Annotated in this window: 16 protein-coding genes; 9 read left to right on the top strand and 7 right to left on the bottom strand. The window is 71.8% G+C overall.

The window, feature by feature from the left end; genetic code table 11:
- Positions 1 to 158 precede the first annotated feature (158 nt).
- Entirely contained in the window at positions 159 to 1,604 is a 1,446-nt protein-coding gene (locus tag ACXN5W_RS15130; protein WP_473158907.1) for a glycoside hydrolase family 6 protein, read from the bottom strand.
- Between the two features lie 216 nt (positions 1,605 to 1,820).
- Here ACXN5W_RS15130 and ACXN5W_RS15125 point away from each other — a divergent pair, with 216 nt between their 5' ends.
- The gene (locus ACXN5W_RS15125) at positions 1,821 to 3,305 is read left to right on the top strand and encodes a DHA2 family efflux MFS transporter permease subunit (protein WP_473158906.1); all 1,485 of its coding nucleotides are present in this window, start codon (positions 1,821 to 1,823) and stop codon (positions 3,303 to 3,305) included.
- A gap of 139 nt (positions 3,306 to 3,444) precedes the next feature.
- Positions 3,445 to 5,946: a hypothetical protein gene (locus ACXN5W_RS15120; protein WP_473158905.1), complete on the top strand. Its 2,502-nt coding sequence runs from the start codon at positions 3,445 to 3,447 to the stop codon at positions 5,944 to 5,946.
- On the opposite strand, the gene ACXN5W_RS15115 is transcribed toward ACXN5W_RS15120, so the two are convergent.
- From ACXN5W_RS15115 to ACXN5W_RS15100, 4 genes are all read right to left on the bottom strand, one after another.
- Positions 5,903 to 7,462 (bottom strand): bifunctional lysylphosphatidylglycerol flippase/synthetase MprF, encoded by a 1,560-nt coding sequence (locus tag ACXN5W_RS15115; RefSeq protein ID WP_473158904.1) that lies wholly within the window; start codon positions 7,460 to 7,462, stop codon positions 5,903 to 5,905. The two genes, ACXN5W_RS15120 and ACXN5W_RS15115, sit on opposite strands and share 44 nt — an antisense overlap.
- A gap of 164 nt (positions 7,463 to 7,626) precedes the next feature.
- Positions 7,627 to 8,334, bottom strand: a complete 708-nt coding sequence (locus tag ACXN5W_RS15110; RefSeq protein WP_473158903.1) for an SDR family NAD(P)-dependent oxidoreductase — start codon at positions 8,332 to 8,334, stop codon at positions 7,627 to 7,629.
- Between the two features lie 159 nt (positions 8,335 to 8,493).
- Entirely contained in the window at positions 8,494 to 8,616 is a 123-nt protein-coding gene (locus ACXN5W_RS15105) for a 50S ribosomal protein L36 (RefSeq protein ID WP_473158902.1), read from the bottom strand.
- Between the two features lie 84 nt (positions 8,617 to 8,700).
- Positions 8,701 to 9,195 carry an NUDIX hydrolase gene (locus tag ACXN5W_RS15100; RefSeq protein WP_473158901.1) on the bottom strand — a complete coding sequence of 165 codons (495 nt, stop codon included), beginning with the start codon at positions 9,193 to 9,195 and terminating at the stop codon, positions 8,701 to 8,703.
- Between the two features lie 141 nt (positions 9,196 to 9,336).
- Here ACXN5W_RS15100 and ACXN5W_RS15095 point away from each other — a divergent pair, with 141 nt between their 5' ends.
- Positions 9,337 to 9,786, top strand: a complete 450-nt coding sequence (locus ACXN5W_RS15095) for an iron chaperone (RefSeq protein ID WP_473158900.1) — start codon at positions 9,337 to 9,339, stop codon at positions 9,784 to 9,786.
- A gap of 50 nt (positions 9,787 to 9,836) precedes the next feature.
- Here ACXN5W_RS15095 and ACXN5W_RS15090 read toward each other — a convergent pair whose 3' ends face one another.
- Positions 9,837 to 10,535 carry a GNAT family N-acetyltransferase gene (locus tag ACXN5W_RS15090; RefSeq protein WP_473158914.1) on the bottom strand — a complete coding sequence of 233 codons (699 nt, stop codon included), beginning with the start codon at positions 10,533 to 10,535 and terminating at the stop codon, positions 9,837 to 9,839.
- Positions 10,536 to 10,827: 292 nt separating this feature from the next.
- On the opposite strand from ACXN5W_RS15090, the gene ACXN5W_RS15085 reads away from it, so the two are divergent.
- Complete coding sequence (locus tag ACXN5W_RS15085) at positions 10,828 to 11,442, top strand: dihydrofolate reductase family protein (protein ID WP_473158913.1); 615 nt, start codon at positions 10,828 to 10,830, stop codon at positions 11,440 to 11,442.
- Between the two features lie 55 nt (positions 11,443 to 11,497).
- Here the strand turns inward: ACXN5W_RS15085 and ACXN5W_RS15080 are convergent, their stop codons facing one another.
- The gene (locus tag ACXN5W_RS15080; protein ID WP_473158899.1) at positions 11,498 to 13,870 is read right to left on the bottom strand and encodes a glycoside hydrolase family 3 N-terminal domain-containing protein; all 2,373 of its coding nucleotides are present in this window, start codon (positions 13,868 to 13,870) and stop codon (positions 11,498 to 11,500) included.
- A gap of 204 nt (positions 13,871 to 14,074) precedes the next feature.
- On the opposite strand from ACXN5W_RS15080, the gene ACXN5W_RS15075 reads away from it, so the two are divergent.
- From ACXN5W_RS15075 to ACXN5W_RS15055, 5 genes are all read left to right on the top strand, one after another.
- Complete coding sequence (locus tag ACXN5W_RS15075) at positions 14,075 to 15,016, top strand: ABC transporter ATP-binding protein (protein WP_473158898.1); 942 nt, start codon at positions 14,075 to 14,077, stop codon at positions 15,014 to 15,016.
- Positions 15,013 to 16,380, top strand: coding sequence for an ABC transporter permease (locus tag ACXN5W_RS15070; protein ID WP_473158897.1), 1,368 nt, complete (start codon positions 15,013 to 15,015; stop codon positions 16,378 to 16,380). The genes ACXN5W_RS15075 and ACXN5W_RS15070 overlap by 4 nt, the downstream gene beginning before the upstream one ends.
- An 85-nt stretch (positions 16,381 to 16,465) precedes the next feature.
- Positions 16,466 to 19,138, top strand: a complete 2,673-nt coding sequence (locus tag ACXN5W_RS15065; RefSeq protein WP_473158896.1) for a bifunctional YncE family protein/alkaline phosphatase family protein — start codon at positions 16,466 to 16,468, stop codon at positions 19,136 to 19,138.
- Between the two features lie 96 nt (positions 19,139 to 19,234).
- Complete coding sequence (locus ACXN5W_RS15060) at positions 19,235 to 20,128, top strand: SGNH/GDSL hydrolase family protein (RefSeq protein ID WP_473158895.1); 894 nt, start codon at positions 19,235 to 19,237, stop codon at positions 20,126 to 20,128.
- Positions 20,129 to 20,393: 265 nt separating this feature from the next.
- Positions 20,394 to 20,894, top strand: a complete 501-nt coding sequence (locus tag ACXN5W_RS15055; RefSeq protein WP_473158894.1) for a nitroreductase/quinone reductase family protein — start codon at positions 20,394 to 20,396, stop codon at positions 20,892 to 20,894.
- The last annotated feature ends 81 nt before the right edge of the window (positions 20,895 to 20,975 follow it).

Here is a 20,975-nt window from a genome sequence, read left to right as displayed (position 1 = left end):
TGTGGACAGGTTTCCCGGGGTAGACAGATGGGCACGTCAACAGGGGGGGCGGCAGACCCTGCGAGGGGGCCCGCCCCTATCGGGGGACCAGGCGCGGAAAGGCGTGCCCCCCCCTACCGGGTCCCTGGGGGTGACCGGGCTCCCGGGGTGACCGGGCTTCAGCTGGCGGTGCAGGTGGCGGTCGCGCCGGACGCGGTGCCGGTGCCCTGGAAGCCGAACTGGGTCGACTGTCCGGCACCGAGCTGCCCGTTGTAGCTGACGTTGGTGAACCGGACGGTGCCGGTGGTGCCGCTGGCCTGGGCGCTCCAGCTGTTGGTGACCGCGGCGCCGCCCGGCAGGTTGACGAGCACCGTCCAGCCATTGGTGCCGGCCGAGCCGGCGGTGACCGTCACGTTCATGGTGAAGCCACCGTTCCACTGGTTGACCGACAGCGAGGCGGAGCAGGTCCGACCCTCGGCCGGCGGCGTCGTGGTCGGCGGAGCCGTCGTGGGCGGATCCGTGGTGGGCGGAGCGGTGGTCGGCGGAGCGGTGGTCGGCGGAGCCGTGGTCGGCGGAGCCGTCGTGGGCGGAGCCGTGGTCGGCGGAGCGGTGGTCGGCGGAGCCGTCGTCGGCGGGTTCGGCGCGCCGTTGGCCAGGCTGTACGCCAGGTCCGGCTGGAACGAACCGGCGGTGTACCGGCAGCCATCCGCCTCACCCGGCGGCTTCACCCAGAGGTAGCCATCGATGTTGCCGTCGCCGGTGTTGGTCGTCGGGTACAGCCCGATGCGCCGGTCGGTGTTGTCGTCGGCGCACCAGTCACCGCTGGCCCCACCGTTGCGGCTGGTGTCGATGATCTGGTGCTTGCCGGAGATGCCCATCCCGTTGAGGGCGGAGATGACGGCCCGGCCGTAGTTCGCCTCGCCGGAGGTGGGGTTGAAGTTCGACACGTTGGTGAAGAAGCCGTCCGCGTACTGCACGCCGGCCGCCCTCAGCCGGTTGGCCTGCTCGTTGGCGCTGTTCCAGGTGGAGTGGCCGCCGTCGAGGTACACCTTGGCGTTGGGGTTGGCACCCTTGATGGTCCGGGTGGCGGTCGCCAGTGCCTGGTCGCGGGCGGTGACCTCGCCGCTGTTCAGGCAGGTCTGCAGGGCGAGCGAGTCGGTCTCCAGGATGATGATGACGGTCCGGTTGCCCAGTCCCCTGGAGAAGTTCGAGATCCAGTTCTGGTACTGGTTGAGATCCGGCGCCCCGCCGGCGCTGGCGCCGCCACAGTCCCGGTTGGTGATCTCGTAGACCGACAACACCGGGATCTGGTTCGCCGCGTTGGCGGCGCCGATGAAGGACGACGCCTCGGACTGCGCGGTCGAGGGGTTGAAGTTCGCCATCCAGCGGGCCTGCGGCTGACTGGCGATCTTGTCGCGGACCGCCGAGGCACGCCAGTCGCCGGGGTTGGCCGCGACCCAGCGGACGACCGCCGAACTCGGGTCCCGGTACAGCGACCCGGACAGGGTGCCGGCGGAAGCGTCACCGGCGGTGAACCATCCGGTGGCGACGGCGGCGACGGCCGCGGCACCCGCCACAGCGATGGCCGTCGATCTCCGACGGACGGGTACGGATTGAGTAGCCACGTTACCTCCGGATGACAACGATGTATCTAAATATTATGGGAGCGTTCCCATGGACGGTAGCGAAGGTTGGCCCGGCTGCCAAGAGTCACCCGCACCCGGCGGCCCCGGGCGACCGGGAGGCGGCTTGACTTCGAGCGGGCTCGAAGCCCTAGCGTCGGGATCGGTCGCTGGAACTGCACAGTCGGTGAACCCGACGGCCCGATCGATTGGATCCGAATGACCGAGCTCAGCCCACGTCACCGGTACCTGGTGCTGGCGATCTGCTGCGCCAGCATCCTCGTCGTGGTCATGGACATCTCCATCGTCAACGTCGCGCTGCCGACGGTCCGCCGTGACCTGCACGCCTCGGTGTCCGGCCTGCAGTGGACGGTCGACGCGTACACGCTGGTGCTGGCGAGCTTTCTGCTGCTGGCCGGATCCACCGCCGACCGACTCGGCCGGAAGCGGATCTTCCAGATCGGCCTCGCGGCCTTCGGCCTCGGTTCGCTGCTGTGCGGGCTGGCACCCGGCATCGGCGGGCTGATCGCGGCCCGCGCCGTGCAGGCCGTCGGCGGCACCATGCTGAACCCCGTCGCCATGGCGATCGTCGCCAACACGTTCACCGGCCCGACCGAACGGGCCCGGGCCATCGGGGTGTTCGGCTCGGTGTCCGGCCTGTCGCTGGCGCTCGGCCCGATCCTTGGCGGAGCCCTGGTCGACGGGTTCGGCTGGCGGTCGATCTTCTGGGTCAACGTACCCATCGTGATCGCCGCCATCGTGCTGACCGCGCTGTTCGTGCCCGAGTCCCGCGCGGCGCGGGCCCGCCGCTTCGACCCGGTGGGCCAACTCCTGGTGGTCACCGTGCTGGGCAGCCTGGTCTACGCGATCATCGAGGCCAACCGGCGGGGCTGGACCTCGACGACCATTCTCGCCCTGCTCGTCGTCGCGGCGCTGGGCGTGCTCGGCGTCATCGGCCACGAGTCGCGCCGCCCGGACCCGCTGCTGGAGTTACGCCTGTTCCACAGCGTGCCGTTCGCCTCGGCCATCCTGATCGCGCTGTTCGCCCTGTGCGCCTTCGGCGCGTTCCTGTTCGTCACGACGCTGTACCTGCAGGAGGTGCGCGGCATGTCGGCGTTGACGGCCGGGCTGAGCCTGCTTCCCGTCGGCGCGCTCATCGCGCTGCTGTCCCCGTACACGGGCCGGGTGGTCGGGACGCGCGGACCCCGGCTGCCGCTGGTGGTCTCCGGCGCGGCGCTGGCCCTGGGCGGCGGCCTGTCCCTGCTGATCGGGCCGAGCACCCGCCTGGGGTTCCTCCTCGGGGTGTTCCTGCTCTTCGGCGTCTTCCTGGGCACCATCAACCCACCGATAACCAACACGGCGGTCTCGGGCATGCCGCGCTCGATGGCCGGTGTCGCCACCGCGGTGGCCTCCGCGGGCCGACAGACCGGCACCGCCCTGGGTGTCGCGATCGCCGGGACGATCGTCGGATCGGTACGCGGTGGGAGCGCGTTCACCGACGCCGAGCACGACGTGTGGTGGCTGATCACCGCCCTCGGCGTCGGCATCCTGGCCCTGGGCCTGCTCAGCACCGGTACCTGGGCCCGTGGCACCGCCACCCGGGCGGCCACCCTGTTCGACGAGCTGGACGGGAGCGCTACCGGGGACGGCGTGGTGCCGGCGTCGGGCGGGCGTCCCGGGGTTGGACCCGGCCGGGCCGGGTAGACCCTGCCGCCACGCGGCGGACCGGGGCATCCTCGGCCCCGCGGTGTCACGTCCCGGTCGGCCCGCCGCCACGGTGTGGCCGGTCACGTCCCGGTCGGCCCCGCCCGCGCGGCGTGGCCGAGCACGTCTCGGAGGGTCGATGTCGGCGGCTGGATCCGCAGGAGCACCCGGGCCGGCGACGCCGGACAACGTGGTGGAGTTGCGGGTACACGGGGTCTCCGCCCCGGGCGCCGGCGAGGTCCTGAACTGGCCGCTGGTCCAGCAGGTGGCGGGAGACCGCAGCGCCGGCTTCTACCGACCCAGGGCCGCCTGCGGCGGTGCCCACGAAGCGAACGGACCGGGCCTGGAGGCGTACCGGTGGAGTGACCTGCCCGCCGGCACGGTGGTCCGGACCCTGTCGCTGGTCTTCCTCCTGCCGTTCATGCTGCTGAACGTGGCGGTCTGGATGCGACCCGGAGATCCACCCGCCGACCCGGTGATCAGATCCCTGTGCCGGCTGCTCGGCCTCACCCTGACCGCGCTGTACGTGCTCGCCGCCGTCGGGGTCGCGCTGGACCTCGTCGCCTGGCAGTGCCTGTCCACGCCGGCCTGCCTGTCCGGGCGAAGCTGGCTGTCGTGGCTGGGTGGGTCCCCCGCCGGACTGCGACTGGCGGTGTTCGCCCTGGTTCCGGCCGCCGCCATCGGGTTGATCTGGCGGTCCAGCAGGCGTCCGGCGCGGGCCTTCAGCGCGTTCCGCGCGCCCGAGCGCACCGGGCCCGCCCGGTACCCGCTCAGCACGATCGGCCAGTGGGACGCCGAGCCGCTGATGGGACGGCTGCGCTCGATCCATGTCGCCACGGCGTTCGCGACCCTGGACGTCAGCCTGCTCGCCGCCGGAGGGGCCCAGCGCACCCCGTCGGTCACCGTCGGGTTGGCGGTGCTGACCGGGGCGGTCCTGGCCGCCTGCGTGGCCATGAGCTGCATCCCGTCACTGATCGACCACGACCCCGCGAACCCACGGCTCGACGCCGTCGCCCGAGCGCCGCGGACGATCGCCATCGGTCTCACCGTCCTGGTGGGGGCCCGTGGCCTGGCCGCGCCCCCGGACCGGTACCAGGGGGGTGCCCTGCCCGGGTACGGGTCGAGCCTCACCGCGCTGTTCCTGACCCACGCCGGGCTGCTGGCGGCGCTGGCCGTGGTGCTGCTGTGGCGGCGGTACCGACAGCCAGGCCATCCGCCGGTACGGGGACTGGGCATGCTGGCGGCGGCGGCCGCCGGTGGGGGCCTGTCCGTCGTGTACTCCGCCGAACTCGTCCAGCGGGTGGCCGACTTCCTCGACCGCGGCGCTCCAGCGGCCGTGGCGGTCCCCCAGGCCCCCCGGGCCTACACCTGGGCCATCTACGGCTTCTGCCGAGCGGTCCTGGTCACGGTGGTCGTCGGCGTCCTGGTGGCGGTGCTCTCCCGACGTGGCCGCCGCCGGGCCGCGGCCAGGATCGTCGCGCGCGACTTTCCGGACCCGCCGCCGGAGGCCGGCCCCCGGCTGCGGCAGGTACGGCAGGCGATCGTCCGGGCCCGGTTCACCGAACGGCTGCTACCGCTGGCCGTGCTCTACGCCTGCCTCGCCGGGCTGGGTGCGGCGAGCACCGCGGTCGACATGATCGGGCTGTATCCCGGAGACGCCATCGAACGGTTCTCGCGGGTACCCGCCGGCCTGGTCGGATTCGGGATCGCGGTCGGCAGCTACGCGATCTCGGCGACCGTGCTCGGACTCGTCATCGGCGGGATCCTCGCCTACCGGACCCCCGGCTTCCGGCATCATGTCGGCGTCCTCTGGGACCTGGCCACCCTGTGGCCCCGGGCCGCCCATCCGTTCGCACCGCCCTGCTACGCCGAGCGGGCCGTCCCGGAGCTGGCCCGGCGGATCACCCACCTGGTCGACAGCGGCAACGCGGTGGTGGTCGCCGGGTACAGCCACGGCTCGGTGCTGGTCGCCGCCACCGTCCTGCAACTCCCGCCCCGGGTCGCCGCCCGGGTCGCCCTGCTGACCTACAACTCGCCACTGCGCCGGCTCTACGCCCGGGTCTTCCCCGCCTACGTCGACGACGGCATGCTGCGCGAGCTGGGTGACCGGGTCGGCTGGCGGTGGTTGAACCTGTGGCGCGACACCGACCCGATCGGCGGATGGATCTTCTCGGCGCACCGTCCGGACGAACCGGCGGCCGGCCCGGATCCGGCGGCACCCCGCGTGGCCCCAGTGTCGGCCGGCGCGGATCCAGCGGCTCCGGGCGCGGATCCGGCGGCGGCCGTGGACCGCCGGCTCAAGGATCCCGCCGACGTGGTCGCCGCGCCCGGCGACAGCGTCCCACCACCGATCCAGGGACACTGGCCCGGCGAGTCCGACAAGCCGTACGTCGACGCGACCCGGGAACTGGCCGAACGGCTCCGGGAGACCGCCCCGCACAGCCGCCCCGCCGACCCGTCACGTTCGCTGGCCGACCCACACCGCGCACCGGCAGATCCGTACCGCCGCCCGGCCGATCCGTACCCTCCCCGGGCCGATCCGTACCGCCGCTCGGCCGGTCAGCCGGTGAGCCGAGGCCGTCCCCGGCGGCGGGCGGCTACCGGGTGGCGAGGGCGTCGGTCCGGTCCGACGCCACGGTGAGCGCGGGCTCGGTGCCGAACTCGGCGGTCAGCGCGGCGATCGCGACCGGTGGCAGTTCCCACCACGAACGCAGCCGCAACTGGCGGGGACGCCAGCGGGGATGGAACTTGCCGGTGAACAGATACAGCGACCGCAGTTCGATCCACCGGTCCAGGGCGTGCAGCGGCACCTGGACGAGCCGGGCCCCCCGGGCCTCCCCGCTGTAGACCCGGCGCATCCCGGCGAAGTTCAGGGTCACCTCGGTCGCGCCGACGTTCCGGGCGTGCTCGACCACCGCGATGATCATCCGCTCGACCACCCCGTTCGGGGCGTCGCGACGCCGCGGCGCCACGTCGAGGGTGAGGATCCGGCCGCCCGCCGCGACCGGGAACCGGGCGAACGCCACCGGCCGGTCCGTGGCGTCCCGGGCCACCGCGTAGACGGTGTCGGTACGCGGCGCGAGGATGCCGTCGAGGTTCATCGCGAAGCCCCGCTCACGACGGCCCCGCAGCCAGTCGTGCAGGACCTCCCGCAGCAGCGGCACGACGGCCGGGTCCAGGGCACCGACCTGCACCCGTACGCCCGCGTTGTCGGCCCGGCGGGCGGCCTGACGTACGTTGCGCATCCGGCGGCTGGCCAGCGAGAACGTGGCCACGTCCAGGACCGCCTCGTCGCCGATGTCGACGGCGCGACGTACCCCCGCCCGGCGCCAGAGTTCACCGACGGCCGCCGCGTCGGCGCCGAGGACCGCGGGCCGCCAGCCGTTGCGCTCGCAGACCGCCACGAACGCGGCGATCGCCTCGGCCGGGGCGGATCCGACCGGGTCGCCGCCGGCCAGGGCGACTCCGAACCGCACCCGGTAGCCGATCGCGGTGTCGCCGCCGGGACTGAACACATAGGTACGGTCGGCGCGGGTGACGAACGGGGCGAGGCTGCCCGAACCCGGCTCCTGGACCAGGTCGCGTACCCGGGTCCGGTCGGCCTCGCCGGACGGCGGTGGCGCGGGCGCCGAGGCCAGCGACACGACCAGCGCGGCGAGCAGGACCGCCAGGACGAGCAGGACCAGCACCCGCGCGGACCGGTCCGGGGTCGCCGGAAAGAAGGGCAACACGCCGAAGGCGGCGCGGCTCAGCGGCCGTCCATGCCGGACAGTGGCCCACAGGCCGTCGGCCAGCATGATGCCGAGGGCGACCGTCGCGATCACCGACGCGGCCCGCAACCGGCGGGAGTCCGCCCGCACGACGTAGCTGGCGCGGTCCGGCACCAGGATGGCGGCGGCCGCGACGGACAGCGCCAACCGTTGCCACTGCACCGGCGGGACCACCGCGGTGACCGCGGCGAGGCCCAGGGTCACCCGCAGCGCGAGCCGGCGGCGTCCGACCAGCCCGTAAGCCAGCACCAGCAGCATGACGGCGAGCGGGAACCGGTCCACCGCCGGCAGGGCACCGCCCGGAAGCCACGCGCCACCGGCCGGCCCGAGCGCCAGCGCGGTGACCGTCAGAACCAGTGCCCCCGCCCACGCGCTCCCCCGCTTCACCCCACAATCATGGTCCGGACTTGCCAATATCTCGATACGAGATCAGGTCCGTCGAGCGACCGAACCGGAGGAGTCGCGAGCAACCCGCGCGGCTACCGCGTCGGAAAGCGGATCAACGGCCAGAAGAGGTTCCTCGTGACCTGCCCCTCGGAATCGGCACCCGGTCACCAGGGAATGACGCCGCGGGCGTCGAAGAATCCTCCGGTGGGACCGTCCGGGCCGATCTGGGCCATCCGTACGATGATCTCGGCGCCTTCCTCGATGGTCTGGTGGCCGGCGTGGAAGTTGAGATCGGTGGCGGTGAAGCCGGGGTCGACGGCGTTGATCCGCATACCGGGCAACGCCTTGGCGTACTGGAGGGTCAGCATGTTCACCGCCGCCTTGGACGCCGGATAGGTGACGTCGGGATAGAAGTGCGCCGGGTTGTCCGGGTTACTCAGGTCGCGCATCAGGGACGTACCGCTGCCGACGTTGACCACGACCGGGGCAGCGGAGCGTTCCAGCAGGGGCAGGAACGCGTGCAGCACTCGGATCTGACCGAACACGTTGGTGTCAAACACCTGGCGGGCCAGCTCGGCGGTGACCTCGGAGACCGGGATGAAGCCGCCGTCGTCCGAGCGCGGCTCGATGCCCGCGTTGTTGATCAGGCCGTCCAGCCCGCCGTCGGCCTCCACCTTCTGGGCCGCCGCCGTCACGGAGGCGTCGTCGGTGACGTCGAGTTGGATGAAACTGGCGCCCACCTCGTCGGCTGCCCTGCGTCCCCGCTCCGCGTCGCGCGCACCGGCGTACACCTTGTGACCGGCGGCCACGAGTTGCCGGGCGGTCTCGAAGCCCAGGCCCTTGTTGGCGCCGGTGACAAGGATGGTCGCCATTCCGCACCCCACGGATTGCAGTAACCGAACGGATCTCTCCGGAACGACACCAACCGCTGGTTCGATCTTCTCATCGAGGGGACGCGGTACAGGGCGCTTCTCCCGGAGAGCTGCCGGCCGTGACGTTCTGGTGTCCCTCACCCGTGGCCGTCGTTCGGGTCAGCCCTGGCGGCCCTTCCAGCGGGGGTTGGCGCGGTTGACCACGACCACCCGGCCGCGCCGACGTACCACCACCGAACCCGGCTTCCGGGTCAGTGACCGGAGTGAACTACGTACCTTCATGTCCGTTTCCTCTCGGTTCGGCGTTAACTCATCCTTACCTCGGACGGAACGTCACCGGGGGCGGTGGGATTCCCGGGCCGCCGCTCAGGACCACCACTCGAACGGCTCGTCGATCCGGTCCCCGGCCAGGAACGGCCCCAGCAGCTCCGGCAGCCGGCCCGGATAGAACCGGTCGGCGCTGCCGACCACCTCGGTCACCGGGCACCACCGGAAGTCGAAGTAGTCCTCGTCCTCGAATTCCACCCGCCCGGCGCCGTCGACGGGCGGCCCGGTCACCGCGAGGCGTACCGGCACGATCACCTCGTTGTTGATCCGCCGCTCACCCCGGTACCGGAAGCTCGCCCTGCGCCGCCACGTCGGCTGACCGACCTGATCGGCCGCCACGACGATGCCGGTCTCCTCCGCCAACTCCCGGACGATCGCCTCGCGGTACGTCTCGCCCGGGTCGATGCCGCCGCCCGGCAGCTCCCACCAGACGCCTTTTTCCGGATATGTCGGATCCTTGGTGTGGAAGAGCAGCAGCCGTTCCCGGACGTCGAGCACGACAGCTCGTACGACATCCCGTTCCACGGTTCGCACGCGGAGAAGTCTCCCACCTGGTCCGAAGCCGGTCCCGAGCCGGTCAGGATTCGAGAAGCGCCAGGATGGCGGCGGGCCTAGCGTTGTTCCCAGCCGGTCGGCAGGACGCCGAGCCGCGCAACTCGAAGGGGAGTCCGCGACATGTCTGAGAAGAACGCCAGGACCGAATCCGACGGCTTCAGCGCCGAGGAGCGCGCCGCGATGAAGGAACGGGCCGCCGAGTTGCGGGCCGAGGGAAAGAAGGGCGCCAAGAAGGCCGACGGGCTCCAGGCGGTCCTGGACCGGATGGCCGAGATGGCCCCGGAGGATCGGGCGCTCGCCGAGCGCGTACACGTGACGGTGACCACCACCGCCCCGGAGCTGTCGGCGAAGACCTGGTACGGGATGCCCGCGTACACGAACGCGGACGGCAAGATCGTCCTCTTCTTCCAGGACTCGGGCAAGTTCAACTACCGGTACTCGACGCTGGGCTTCCAGGACGCGGCCAACCTCGACGACGGGGACCTCTGGCCGGTGGCGTACGCGCTCCAGGAGTGGACGCCCGCGGTGGAGAAGCGGGTCGCCGAGCTGGTGCGGGCCGCGATCTCCTGACCTCGGCCGTGACCGCCCGGCCGGTGGCGCGGAGCAGGGGCTCGTCGAGGTCACCCGCGGGTCACGCGCGGATCGGCCGGCGCCCGGACCGACTCGAACATCACCTCGCGGCGCACCCGGAACCCGATCGAGACGTACACCTGGATCGCCGCGACGTTGTCGGTCAGGGCGTGCAGGAACGGCGTCTCGCCGCGCGACCGGATGCCCGCGGCCACGGCCCGGACCAGGCGGCCGGCCAGGCCCTGACCCCGGTGGCCCGGATCGGTGCAGACCGCGCTGATCTCGGTCCAGCCGGGCGGGTGCAGCCGCTCCCCCGCCATCGCCACCAGGCGCCCGCCCCGGCGGATACCCAGATAGGTGCCCATCTCGATGGTGCGCGACAGGAACGGGCCGGGTTTGGCGCGGGCGACCAGGTCGAGCATCTCCGGCACGTCCATCGGGCCCAGCCGGACAGCGTCCGGGTCCGGCACCGCCACCACGCCGTCGTCCACCAACTGCACCCCGGCGGCACTCATGGCGATCTCCCATCCCGGCGGCGGAGACGTCCACAGGCCGGCCAGCAGGACCGGCCCGCCGGGCCCCACCAGCGCGGCCGCGTCCGCCCAGTCGCGCGGGCCGGCCCCGGCGGGCAGCGCGAGGAACGGCGCGACCCCGACCGGGTAGCGCAGCGCGTTGCCCCGACGCTCGGCGAAGTGCGCGTGGGGGCCGGTCAGCGAGGCGTGCGCGGGATTGTCCAGCAGGTGTCCCATCACCACGACCCGTCCCGCTGACCGGACCCCACGCGCACGGCGCGGCAGCGCATCCTGGACACGGGTTCTCCCGGGAAATCGATGGGCGGCCAGGTCATCCGCACGATATCCAATTTTCTGGATAGGTTGAATGGGATAAGCACACCGGAGCCCTGCTGACCGGTGTGCCGGGGCACCCGGCGGGCCCGAAGCCGTCGATCATTACGTCCAACTGGGTCGGTGGCCGGCGGAGAAATTTGAAATGCTGCGCCGGTCCGGTTCCAACATCAACGAACTCGAAGGGACCACCGCGATGGCGAAGGTCATCTCCACCCTGTTCATCTCGGCCGACGGTGTGGCCGAGATCGATCCCGGTTGGCACTTCCCATACTTCGACGAGAACATGGGTCGCGCCGTCACCGAGGACTACGACACCGCCGACCTGCTGCTCATCGGCCGCGAAACCTATGACAGTTTCGCCGGCGCCTGGCCCGACCGCGAGGCCGCGGGCGGGGAGGACGCGCCGTTCGCCAAGCAACTCGGGGACGTCCGCAAGGTGGTCGTCTCGCGCCAACCGTTGGAGTTCTCCTGGCGCAACTCCGAGCTGCTCGAGGGCGACCTCGTCGACGCCGTCACCGCGCTCAAGGCCGATCCCGGCGTCCGCGGCATCCTGATCCCCGGATCGATCTCCGTGGTGCAGCAGCTACTCGCCGCGGGGCTGGTCGACGAACTGCGGCTGCTGGTCCACCCGGTGGCGGCACGTAAGGGTCGCCGGCTGTTCGACGACGGCGACGTGCCGTACCACCTGCGGGTGACGGCCAGCGAGGTGTTCCCGACCGGGACGATCCGGGTGATCTACGCACCGACCGCGGCACCCGGCAGCGCCGGCTACGACGACATCAAGGACCAGGTACCCGGCGCGGAGTAGCCCCCGCGCCGGGCGACGGTCGGACACCATCGTGGGGTCCGGGCGTCATCGTGAATCAGGCGGTCGAGCAGGGTGTGCCGTTGACCGTGAACCCGCTGGGCGGGGCGGTCGACCCGGTGGTCGTCGCCTGGAAGCCCCAGGTGGCACTGCCAAGATGGCCGTTCCAGCCGACATCCCGGGCGCTGACCTGGGTCCCGCTCTGAGTCACGGTGGCGTTCCACGCATTGGTGATCTGCTGTCCGCTCGGCAGCGTGAAGGTGAGAGCCCAGCCGTCGACGGTGCCGCCGCTGACCGAGACGCCGACATCACCGACGAACCCGCCGGCCCACTGGCTGGTCACCCGGTAGGTCACCGCACAACGCCAGCCAGGAGGCGCCCCGGTGGGGGTCGCGGTCGGCGTCGGGCTGGCCGACGGGCTTCCGGTCGGGGTCGGGGTCGGCCCGGACGTCGGGCTGGCGGTGGGCGTCGGTCCGGACGTGGGAGTCGGTCCGGACGTGGGAGTCGGCGTCGGGGACGCCGTGTCGTAGGTCAGCCCGTACCCGTACGGGAACAGCCCGGTCCGGCCGTCACCGTCGTTGACCGGTTCCTGGCTCGCGCTCGCCGGCCAGGTCATCGGGAGTTTCCCGGTGGGACGGTACGCGCCGAACAGCACGTCGGCGACGCCGCCGCCCTCGCTGCCGGGCAGCCAGGACGCGACCAGCGCACGCCAGTCGGGTAGCTGCGCGGCGATGTCCAGCGGCCGGCCCGAAACCAGAACCGTGACCACCGGTACGCCGGAGGCGGTGAGCCGTTGCAGCGTGGCGAGGTCCGTGGCGTCCAGGCCCAGCGAGCCGGTCCGGTCACCCTGGCCCTCGGCGTACGGCGTCTCGCCGACCACCGCGATGGCCACCCGGTAGGATCCGTCGATTCCCGACCCGTCCCTGCTGTAGGTCACGGTCGACCCGCCGCCGACGGCGTCGCGGATGCCCCGCAGGACCGAGGTGCCGGGCACGGTGCCGCCGGAGGCGCCCTGCCAGGAGATCGTCCAGCCACCGCTCTGGTTTCCCAGGTCGTCGGCGTTCTTGCCGGCCACGAAGATCTTGCCGCCGGTGGTGGACAGCGGCAGGATGCCACCGGCGTTCTTCAGCAGGACCTGCGACTCGCGGACGGCCTGCCGCGCGAGGTCCCGGTGGGCCTGGCTACCCACGCCCGAGGTGTAGGAGCGGTCGGCGAACGGGTGCTCGAACAGGCCCAGCTCGAACTTCTTCGTCAGGATGCGCCGGACCGCGTCGTCGATCCGGGACATGGGGATCGCCCCGGACTGCGCCGCGGACCTGAGGTAGCCGATGAACGTCTGGTAGCCGTTCGGGACCATGATCATGTCGAGGCCGGCGTTGATCGCGGTGGTGACCTCCTGCTGCGTGAACCCGGAGGCGCCGTCGAGCTGGTCGATGGCGGCCCAGTCCGAGACGACGAAACCCGAGAAGCCCAGCTCACCCTTGAGGACGTCGGTGATCAGGTAGCGGTTGCCGTGCATCTTGACGCCGTTCCAACTGCTGTAGGACACCATGATCGAGCCGACGCCACGGTCGACGGCCGCCTTGAACGGCGGCAGGTGGATCGCCCGCAACTCCTGTTCGCTGATCTGGGTGTCCCCCTGGTCCCGGCCGCCGTTGGTGCCGCCGTCCCCGATGTAGTGCTTGGCGGTGGCCAGCACCGACGCGGCCGAGCCGAGAGTCGGGCCCTGGAGCCCGGTCACGACCGTCGTCATCGAGGAGACCAGGTCGGGCGTCTCACCGAACGACTCGTACGTGCGGCCCCACCGGTCGTTGCGGGCCACGCACAGACACGGGGCGAACGTCCAGTCCAGACCGGCGCCGGTCACCTCCTCGGCGGTGGCCCGGCCGATCCGCTGCGCCAGGGCCGGATCGCGGGTCGCGCCGAGCCCGATGTTGTGCGGGAAGATGGTCGAGCCGTACACGTTGTTGTTGCCGTGCACGGCGTCCACGCCGTAGATCATCGGGATGCCCAGCGGGGCCGCGAGGACGGCGCGCTGGAAGTTGTCGTACATGTCCGCCCAGCCGGTGGGGGTGTTCGGCGACGGTGCGGACCCGCCGCCGGACAGGACCGACCCGATCCGGTACCTCGTGACGTCCGAGGTGGTCACGACCGCCCGCTCGGCCTGGGTCATCTGCCCGACCTTGTCGTCCAGGCTCATCCGGCTCAACAGGTCCGCCACCCGATCCGGCACGGAGCGCGCGGGATCCTGGTACGGGTAGGCGTACGCGATGACCGGCGCGGCGGTGCCGGCGGCCGGCGTCGAGGCCGCGTTGGCGACGACCGGGGCCGAGGCCGTGGCGACGACGGCCAGCGCGGCGACCGCCAGGCCGAGGGCGGCCCTCCGGTGCGGTCGACGCGGGCGTGAGCGGGACGGACCCGGTCCGTTCATGGAATCTACCTGCCACTTGATAGAGCGATGCCGATCTATAGACCATAGGTGGCCACGGTCGGCGCCGCCAGTGGCAAGCCACCGGCCTTCGGTCCGCCGGCGCCGAACGCCGGTCGCTTCCCGTTCGTCGAAGGTTCAACCGGTTGCCGCCACCCGCTTCGGGTTCCGTCCCTAGGTTCGTGACTGCCACGAAGAAAGGGACACATGGTCACCCCCCTCGCAGTCCGGGCCCGCGGAATCACCAGGTGCTTCGGCGATGTCGTCGCCCTCGACAGCATCGATCTGGATGTGCCGGGTGGGCGGATCCACGGCCTGGTCGGGCCGAACGGCGCCGGCAAGACGACCCTGCTCGGTCTCCTGCTCGGGCTGGCCGCCGCCGACAGCGGTCGGATCGAGATCCTGGGGGTGCCGATCCGGCGGGCACTCACCGCGCCCGACGGGGTCGCCGGCTTCGTGGACGGGCCTGGTCTCTACCCCTCGCTCACCGCCCGGCAGAATCTCGCGGCACTGGCCGCGCTGCGCGGTGGCGACACGGGAACCGCCGAGATCGGCGACGTGCTCGATCAGGTCGGGCTGACCGACGTCGCCGACGACCGGGCCCGAGGCTTCTCGCTCGGCATGCGCCAGCGGCTCGGACTCGCCGCCGCGATGCTCAGCAGACCCCGGCTGCTGGTCCTCGACGAACCGTGCAACGGCCTCGACCCGGCCGGCAAGCGACACGTCCACGGAGTCCTCAACCGACTCGCGGCGGACGGAACCAGCATCGTGCTCTCCAGCCACCGCATGGACGACCTGGCGGCACTGTGCTCCGAGGTCACCATCCTCGCCACCGGGCGGGTGGTCTTCTCGGGCCCGTTGGCCAAGCTGGCCGCCACGGACCGCGCACTCGACTACCGGCTGCGCACCTCCGACCCTCGGGCCGCCCGCCAGCTGGCCACCGACATCTCAGGGATCCGGTTGGTGGACGACGCCGCGACCCGGCACGAGGCCGAGGTGCTCGTGACGCGGGCGCGGGTCCCGGCGATCGACGAGCTGGTGGTGCGGCTGGTACACGCGGGCATCGCCGTACGTGAACTCGCCCCCGTGGTGTCGCCACTCGAGGCCGCGTTCCTCGCCCTCACCGAACAGCGGGAGGCCACCCGATGACCGCGCTCAGCGCGACCGACCAGGCCGGCGGAAGCCGGGCGCCCCGAGGTGCCCGGCTGGCCCGCGGCTACCGGTTCGAGCTGGTCAAGCTGGTCTCGCAGTGGCGGATCAGGCTGCTGGTCCTCGCCTGCTGGACCGCACCGGCGCTCTTCGTCGCGGCGGTGAGCCAGCAGAGTTCGCTGCCCGTCGACACCCTGTTCGGTCGCTGGATGCACGCCACCGGCTGGGCCGGTCCGCTGGTGGTGCTCGGTTTCGCGGGTACCTGGGCGTTGCCGCTGCTCACCTCGGTGGTCGCCGGCGACGTGTTCGCCGCCGAGGACCGGCTCGGCACCTGGCGCCACCTGCTCGTGGCGGTCCGGTCACCCCGCCGGATCTTCGCGGCGAAGGCGCTGGCCAGCCTCACCGTCATCCTCCTGCTGGTGGCCGGGCTGGCCTGTTCCGGTACGGCCGGCGGGGTCCTGGCGGTCGGCGACCAGCCGCTGATCGGCCTCGACGGTCACCTGCTGGCACCGGCGGACGCCGCCGACAGGGTCGCCCTTGCCTGGATCTGCGTGCTCGCCCCGACCCTGGCCCTCGCCGCGATCGGGCTGCTCGGTTCCGTCGCGCTCGGGCGGTCCCCGATGGGACTGCTGCTGCCCGCGCTGGCCGCGCTCGCGACGCAGCTCGTCCAGTTGCTGCCACTGCCCGTCCCCCTCCGGCTGGCCCTGCCCGGCTACGCCTTCATCGCCTGGAACGGCCTGTTCACCGACCCGGCGCAGCTCGGTCCGCTCCTGATCGGCGTCCTGGTCAGCCTGGCGTGGGCCGGAACCGCGACCGCGCTGGCCTACCGGCTCTTCCTGCGGCGCGACTTCACCGATCCGGCCCACGACGGCTCGGGACGCCGCGCCGTCACCGGCGGGCTGCTGCCCCTCGTCGGGCTGCTCGCGCTGACGGTCGCCGTGCTGGGCCCGACGACCGGGGGCGGGAACACCGGGATCGGACGGGACAGGGTGCAGCGCTCGGTCGCCACCGCGTTCGCCCACCTCTACCGCGTCCAGGCCCGGCAGCTGAACCGCCCCGACGTCACCGAGGCGCGGCTGAGCGCGACGGCGACGTGCGAGAAGGGCGGCGGCAAGCTCGCCCCCCGCGGGCCGGGCAACGACTGGCGCTGCGTGGTCTCCTGGCGGCTGCCCGACGTCGAGGCCGCGGGAACGGCCATCTACCAGCTCGACGTCACCGCGGACGGGCGGTTCGTGGCCGATGGTGACGGGCCCAAGGAAGTGAACGGCTACTTCCTGGTGCGGACCCCGACCGGGGACGCGCCGAATCCACTCTGGCAGTTCGACGGCACCGTCGGGCTGCTTCCGACCAATTCGGAGGAATGACTCCATGCAGGTAACCCGCCATCGGCGAGTCGGGGGCGGCCGTTCCGGCGTCTTCGGCCCGCGCTTCGGCCGCTGGCTGCCCCCGGTGGCGGTTGGCACGGTCGCTGCCGTCATCGCCAGCACCAGCGCCGGTTTCGCCCAGACCCGCCAGTTCGGGACCGACCAGGTGGGACAGGTCACCGACCGGGGTCTGGTGGTGTCCGACGATCAGTACGTCAAGCCCGTCGGCGAACGGCTGGTCATCAACAACGGCAAGATCATGTCGTCCTCGGTCAGCCCGGACGACAGCCACGTCGCGGCCTCGCTCGCCGACGGTGGGATGGCGCTGGCGATCGTGGACCTGCGGAACTGGCGGGTGCAGCAGCTGGTCGGCAACAACGCCGCCGCGGATCTGCGGATCAGCGGCAACGACGTGGGCCAGGAGGGCCCCACGTACTCCCCCGACGGTTCGCAGCTCTGGCTGGGCCAGGCCGACGGCTACCGCAGGTTCACCGTCAACCCGGACGGCACGCTCGCCAACCCGACGGTCGTCCCGATCCCGGCGGACGGCACCAGGCGCGCACTGGTGTCCGGGACGGCGTTCTCGCCCGACGGCTCCACGGTGTACGCGGCGGTCAACGGCCAGAACCGGGTGGTCGCCATCGACGGGGCGACCGGTTCCGTGCAGCGGAGTTGGGCGGTGGGCGTCGCCCCCCGTGACCTGGCCATGCTCGGCGGAAAGCTGTACGTCAGCAACGAGGGTGGGCGGCTGGCGAGGCCCGGCGACACCACGATCAACTCGTACGACACCCAGGTGCCGGCCGACCCCGTGACCGCCGCCACCAGCACCGGCACGGTCAGCGTCATCGACCTGGCCAACCCGGACGCCGCGGTCACCAGCATCGACGTCGGACTGCACCCGACCGCCCTGTACGCCGCGAAGGGGACGCTGTTCGTCACCAACACGGCCACGAACGACGTGTCCGTCATCGACCCGGTGAGCGACACCGTCGTGCAGACCATCGCCACCCAGCCCTGGCCGGAGGCGTCGGTGGGCTACCAGCCCGACGCCGTGACGCTCACCGACGACGGCCACCTGCTGGTGACGCTCGGCCGGGCGAACGCGGTGGCCGTCTACCGGTACACCGCCCCACGGGAACCGGTCAGCTACGTGGGGCTGCTTCCGACGGACTACTTCCCCGCCCAGGTCGCCACCGTCGGCGGCGAGGTGCTGGTCTCCAACACCCGGGGCATCGACGCCCGCCGTCCCACCACCAGCGCCGGCCACGGTACCCACGACACGACGTCGAGCCTGCTGCGCTTCAAGCTGCCGAACGATCGGGCCATCAGGGCCCAGACCGGCACGGTCTTCAACCAGAACGGCTGGCGCGGCGGCGCGGCGGCGCGCGCCGACGGCCGGGGGCACGCGACGCCGGTACCGGTCCCCGCGCGGCTCGGCGATCCCTCGACGATCAAACACGTCTTCCTGGTGGTCAAGGAGAACCGGACCTACGACCAGCTGTTCGGTGACGACCCGCGCGGCAACGGCGACCCGGCGCTGGCCCAGTTCGGCGAGACCGTGACGCCGAACCAGCACGCGCTGGCCCGGCAGTTCGGGCTGTACGACAACACGTACGACATCGGCACGAACTCCGCCGAGGGACACAACTGGCTGATGCAGGCCGACGACCCGGAGTACACCGAGTCCTCGGCCGGTGAGTACATCCGCAGCTACGACACCGAGGACGACGCCCTCGGTCACCAGCGGACCGGATTCCTCTGGACCGGCGCGCAGGCGACCGGGAAGTCCGTCCGGAACTTCGGCGAGTTCCAGCAGTTCCTGACCAAGCCCGCCGACGCGACCTGGCAGAACCTGTACTGCGACACCCGGAACATGGCCGCGACCGGGCAGGACAGCGCCTATCCCATGCTGTCGTCGTCGCCGATCCCGTCCCTCAACTCCGTGTCGGTACCCGCCTTCCCGAAGTTCGACACCGCTGTCCCGGACATCTACCGGTACGAGATCTGGAAGCGTGACTTCGCGAAGAACGGTCCGGCGAACCTGAACATGTTCTGGTTCTCCAGCGACCACACCGGTGGTCCGCCGAACTCGGCCGCCCAGGTCGCGGACAACGACCTCGCGGTGGGCAGGCTGGTGGACACCATCTCGCACAGCCGCTACTGGAAGGACTCGGCGATCTTCGTCGTCGAGGACGACTCCCAGGCCGGTCTCGACCACGTCGACGGCCACCGTGCGCCGATCCAGATCATCAGCCCGTGGGCCCGGCACGGCGTCGTGGACAACCGCTACTACTCGCAGATCACCGTGATCCGCACGATCGAGCAGATCCTCGGGATCCACCCGATGAACCAGAAGGACAGCGCGGCCACTCCGATGCGCGGCGCGTTCACCGGACGTCCGGACCCCACGCCGTTCACCGCGCTGCCCAACCAGACCGCGCTGACCGCGGGCCTGAAGACCCCGCCCGCGTGCGGCCTGGACTCCCCCGCTTCGGGCCATCCCCTGGCCTCCTCCGCGTCGTCGGCGGCGGTACCGGCGGACCAGCGGGAGACCGCCGCGAAGTGGGAGAGCTGGAAGTCGCAGCAGCGGCTGAGCGGGCCCGACGCCAGGGCCGACTCGGCCAGCCCCGCCCAGATGAACCACTTCACCTGGTACGAGACGTCCGGATGGACCAGGCCGTACCCCGGCGAGACCGAGATCTTCGCCCCGGAGGACGTGCCCGGCGCCTACCTGCCGTCGGCGGAGTCCGACGGCTGATCTGGCTCGGTTCATGAAACATGCTCGTAAATATTGACCATCAACTTTCTCGCGGACAGAATCACGGCACCCCATGATCCCGCCCTGGGAGGCGCCATGATCCGTCCCCGCCTGCCGCTTCACCAGAGGGTCGTCCGGGTGGTCGCGTTCGCCGCGGCCACCGCCGGACTGCTCCTCGCCGTCGCCCAGCCCGCCAGTGCCGCCGTACCCGCCGGACGGTACGTGTCGCTGGGCGACTCCTACACCGCCGGCCCGCTGATCCCCGCGCAGGTCGACCTGAACTGCCTGCGCTCCAACCGCAACTTCCCGTCCCTGGTCGCCGCGTCCGCCGGCTCCTCGTCGTTCGCCGACGTGAGCTGTTCCGGTGCCACCACCGGGGACATCCTGAACAGCGGCAGCGGCGAGCTGGGTCGGCCGGTGCCGGCGCAGCTCAGCGCGGTCAGTTCGGACACCGCGCTGGTGACCGTGCAGATCGGGGGCAACGACATCGGCTTCTCCAGCATCATGACCACCTGCGCCCAGGACAGTCTGAGCAGCCCGCTGGGATCGCCGTGCAAGAGCAGGTACACCGCCGGCGGCACCGATCAGCTCCAGGCCCGGATCGACGCCACCGCGCCGAAGGTGGCCACCGTGCTGCGGGCGGTCCACACCGCCGCTCCGGGCGCCCGGGTCGCGGTGGTCGGCTACCCGGCGCTCCTGCCGGACAGCGGTTCCGGCTGCTGGCCGGCGGTGCCGATCGCCTACCAGGACGTGCCGTACCTGCGCGGCGTGGAGAAGTCGCTGAACGCGATGCTGGCCAGCACGGCGGCGGCGAACAACGCCAGCTACGTCGACGTCTACGCCCCGTCGATCGGCCACGACGCCTGCAAGAGCAGCGGGACCCGGTGGGTCGAAGGGCTGATCCCGCAGAACTCCGCCGCCCCGTTCCACCCGAACGCCGCCGGCGAGCAGGGCATGGCCACCGCCGTGCTGACCGCACTGAACCGCTAGGTCAGCACAGCGAGCGGCCAACGCGGCCGCAGACAGCTCAACACGATGTCGGCGAAGTTGGGGAGTCCTGGCGCTGCGGACCCCCCAACTTCGCCGACATCGTGTTGACCAGGACACCCTGCTCCGCCGTCCCCACGCGACGAAGGGTCGGGGCATCGGGACCTTGGACCCTGCCTTTCCCGCTCGATGTCGCGAACGCTGGAACCGGAGCGGACCGGTACGACCTGAGGGGGCACCCGCGATGGCGAAGTTGGGGAGCTGGCCGTTGTCCGAGGACACCCTGCGGGCGATGTACGCGGGAGGTCGCGGTAACGCGGCGGCCCGCCGGTTCGCCCGGGTGTGGGCGGCCGTGTTCGGCGCCGGCCTGCTCCCCCGGCGTTGGGTGACACTGGAGGTCGCCGGACGCCGCACCGGGCGGCTGACCCGGTTCCCACTGGGCATGGCGGACTGGCGCGGCCACTGGTACCTGGTGCCGATGCTGGGCGAGAGTTGCAACTGGGTCCGCAACGTTCGCGCGGCCGACGGCCTGGTGACCATCCGGCACGGACGCGCCCGGCTCTGCCGCCTGGTCGAGGTACCGGTCGACGAGCGTGCACCGATCCTCAAGCGTTACCTGGCGACCGTCCCCGGGGCCCGACCGCACGTACCGGTCGACCGGCGCGCGCCGCTGACCGAGTTCGCGGCGATCGCGGCGCGGTATCCCACGTTCCGGGTCGAGACGGCGGACGGGAACGGCCGGACCGCCCACGGCGAAGCGTCGGAGTGATCCACGGCCGCGATCCGCACCTCACAACCGGGGGGTGCGCGGGGCAGGCGGATTGGCGGTCGTACCCGTGGTCGGTCTCGA

It is taken from the genome of Plantactinospora sp. A48 (assembly GCF_055793945.1).
This window is presented reverse-complemented; position numbering and strand designations above follow the sequence as displayed.